This window comes from Enterobacter cloacae complex sp. SHL021 (assembly GCF_049237765.1).
Classification (GTDB): domain Bacteria; phylum Pseudomonadota; class Gammaproteobacteria; order Enterobacterales; family Enterobacteriaceae; genus Enterobacter; species Enterobacter cloacae.
Map to the genome: position 1 here is coordinate 1 of NZ_JBMKJG010000053.1, position 3,157 is coordinate 3,157.

Sequence of the window (3,157 nt, forward strand, 5' to 3'; positions counted from 1 at the left end):
GAACTTTTGCTTTGCCACGGAATGGTCTGCGTTGTCGGGAAGATACGTGATCTGATCCTTCAACTCAGCAAAAGTTCGATTTATTCAACAAAGCCATTCCGAATTGCTGTCATCTGAAATCGGTTTCTGCGGCGCATCGCCAGCGCGAAAATGCGAGCTTCGTCTCATTTTTAGCCTATTTTTTGAGCGGTGTCACTCACCCCTTTTCATCCTCCTGGTAAAACGCGCGTCAGGATGAGTTCACCCGCGCGGCGACAAGGCACACTAGATAAAAACCGCTCACAGGATCTCGCAATGAAACTCGCTACGCTTGCCACGTTATTCGTGCCTGGGATGGCCTTTGCCGCCTGGACTACCACCGACTTTCCTGCTTTTACCGAAGAAGGGACCGGCCGATTCATCAGCCAGAAAGTGGTTGAGAAGGGTACACGTCCCCTGCAGCTAAATTTTGACCAGCAGTGCTGGCAGCCTTCCGGCGGCATTAAGCTCAACCAGATGCTCTCCATGGAACCCTGTCGCGGCACGCCGCCGCAATGGCGCATCTTCCGCCAGGGTCTGTATACCCTGGAGGTGGATACCCGCTCCGGCACGCCGACGATGATGATTTCGCTGGAGGAAAAAGAGGCCAGCGCCGCAGCGCCGCAGATCCGCCAGTGTCCGAAGTGGGATGGAAAACCTCTGACCATCGACGTCAGCAAAACCTTCGCCGAGGGCAGTAAGGTTCGCGATTTTTACAGCGGCAATGTCGCGACTGTCAGCGGCGGCAAAATCACTCTGCAGCCCGCCTTCGGCAGCAATGGCCTGCTGCTGCTTGAGCGTGCCGAGACCGCCGCCCCGGCGCCGTTTGACTGGCACAATGCCACCGTCTACTTCGTCCTGACCGATCGCTTCGTAAACGGTAACCCGGCCAACGACAACAGCTATGGTCGTCATAAAGACGGCATGCAGGAGATCGGCACCTTCCACGGCGGCGACCTGCAGGGATTAACCAGCAAGCTGGATTATCTGCAGCAGATGGGAGTTAACGCCCTGTGGATCAGCTCCCCGCTCGAGCAGATCCACGGCTGGGTCGGCGGCGGCACGAAGGGCGATTTCCCTCACTACGCTTATCACGGCTATTACACCCAGGACTGGTCGAAACTGGACGCCAACATGGGGACCGAAGCGGATCTCCGCCGACTGGTGGATGAAGCGCATAAGCGCGGAATACGTATTCTGTTCGACGTGGTGATGAACCATGCCGGTTACGCTACCCTGGCCGACATGCAGGAGTTCCAGTTCGGCTCCCTGTATCTGCAAGGCGATGAGCTGAAAAAAACTCTCGGCGAGCGCTGGACGGACTGGAAGCCGGGCGCGGGACAGACCTGGCACAGCTTTAACGACTATATCAACTTCAGCGACAAAGCCGGGTGGGAGAAATGGTGGGGTAAGAAGTGGATCCGCACCAATATCGGCGATTACGACAATCCGGGCTATGACGATCTCACCATGTCGCTGGCCTTACTGCCGGACCTGAAAACCGAATCGAAGGAGGTCTCAGGCCTGCCGAACTTCTATAGCCATAAACCAGACACCGCAGCGAAAGCGATCCCGGGCTATACGCCGCGCGACTATCTGACACACTGGCTGAGCCAGTGGGTACGTGACTACGGCATCGATGGCTTCCGCGTCGATACCGCCAAACATGTGGAGATGGACGCCTGGCAGCAGTTAAAAACCCAGGCCACCGCCGCGCTGGCGGAGTGGAAGAAAGCCAATCCGGATAAAGCGCTGGATGCGGCGCCGTTCTGGATGACCGGCGAAGCCTGGGGACATGGAGTGATGCAGAGCGATTATTATCGCCACGGTTTTGATGCGATGATCAATTTCGACTACCAGGACCAGGCGGCGAAAGCGGCGACCTGTATGGCCAATATTGACCTCACCTGGCAGCAAATGGCGGACAAGCTGCAGAGCTTTAACGTCCTGAGCTACCTCTCCTCGCACGATACGCGGCTGTTCCGCGAAGGCGGCACCACTGCGGCGGAGCTGTTGCTGCTGGCCCCTGGCGCCGTGCAGATTTTCTATGGCGACGAATCATCGCGCCCGTTCGGCCCCACCGGCTCGGACCCGCTGCAGGGTACCCGCTCGGAGATGAACTGGCAGGATGTCAACGGCAAGGCGGCCCGCAGCGTTACCCACTGGCAGAAGATCGGCCAGTTCCGCGCTCGCCATCCGGCAATCGGCATGGGCAAACAGACAACGCTGTCGATGTCGCGTGGTTACGGGTTCGTGCGTGAGAGCGGTGAAGACAAAGTGATGGTCATCTGGGCCGGACAGCAGCAGTAATCCACAGGTGGCTCTCCGCCCTGGCGGGGAGCCACCATTCAGCACGAAATGCTAACAAAATAGTAATATACAGGATAAAGATAAAAACCCGCCTCCTCCCGCCGATTTGCACCACGCCAGCGCTGGCATTATGGTTAGCCACTTTCCAGAACCACCGATAGACTATTCGCGATGACATTTTCACTTTTCGGCGACAAATTCACCCGTCATTCAGGCATCACCCGCTTGATGGAAGACCTTAATGACGGTCTGCGCACGCCGGGCGCTATTATGCTGGGCGGCGGCAACCCCGCTCAGATCCCGGAAATGAATGACTACTTCCAGCAGCTGCTGGCCGACATGCTGGATAATGGCAAAGCCCTTGATGCGCTTTGTAATTATGATGGTCCACAGGGCAAAAGCGAGCTGCTGGCTCTGCTGGCGAACATGCTGCGCGACGAGCTGGGCTGGGAGATCGAACCACAGAATATTGCGCTAACTAACGGCAGTCAGAGCGCATTTTTCTACTTATTTAATCTGTTTGCAGGCCGTCGGGCAGATGGCACCACCCGTAAGGTACTGTTCCCACTGACGCCGGAATATATCGGCTACGCCGATGCCGGTCTGGAAGAGGATCTGTTCGTTGCCACCCGGCCGAACATCGAACTGCTGCCGGAAGGCCAGTTTAAGTACCATGTTGATTTTGAGCATCTGCAGGTGACGGAAGAGACCGGGATGATCTGCGTCTCGCGCCCGGCTTTGTTGAATAAATCGAACTTTTGCTGAGTTGAAGGATCAGATCACGTATCTTCCCGACAACGCAGACCATTCCGTGGCAAAGCAAAAGTTC

At 56.8% G+C, this 3,157-nt stretch carries 3 protein-coding genes and 1 pseudogene; 3 read left to right on the plus strand and 1 reads right to left on the minus strand.

The window, feature by feature from the left end; all coding sequences use genetic code 11:
- Positions 1 to 63 (minus strand): hypothetical protein (locus tag ACOTZF_RS25090; protein WP_421636234.1); only part of this gene is annotated, 63 nt, incomplete at its 3' end.
- A 231-nt stretch (positions 64 to 294) separates the two neighbouring features.
- On the opposite strand from ACOTZF_RS25090, the gene ACOTZF_RS25095 reads away from it, so the two are divergent.
- The 3 genes and pseudogenes from ACOTZF_RS25095 to ACOTZF_RS25105 all read left to right on the plus strand — a co-directional run.
- Positions 295 to 2,328 carry an alpha-amylase gene (locus tag ACOTZF_RS25095; RefSeq protein WP_047718375.1) on the plus strand — a complete coding sequence of 678 codons (2,034 nt, stop codon included), beginning with the start codon at positions 295 to 297 and terminating at the stop codon, positions 2,326 to 2,328.
- A gap of 171 nt (positions 2,329 to 2,499) precedes the next feature.
- Positions 2,500 to 3,063, plus strand: a pseudogene (avtA, locus tag ACOTZF_RS25100) (valine--pyruvate transaminase); the annotation flags it as partial.
- Between the two features lie 31 nt (positions 3,064 to 3,094).
- Positions 3,095 to 3,157 (plus strand): hypothetical protein (locus ACOTZF_RS25105; RefSeq protein WP_421636234.1); only part of this gene is annotated, 63 nt, incomplete at its 3' end.

Bases quoted from the DNA above. Each gene is read 5' to 3' on its own strand.
- ACOTZF_RS25095 (WP_047718375.1), top strand. From the start codon at position 295: ATGAAACTCGCTACGCTTGCCACGTTATTCGTGCCTGGGATGGCCTTT.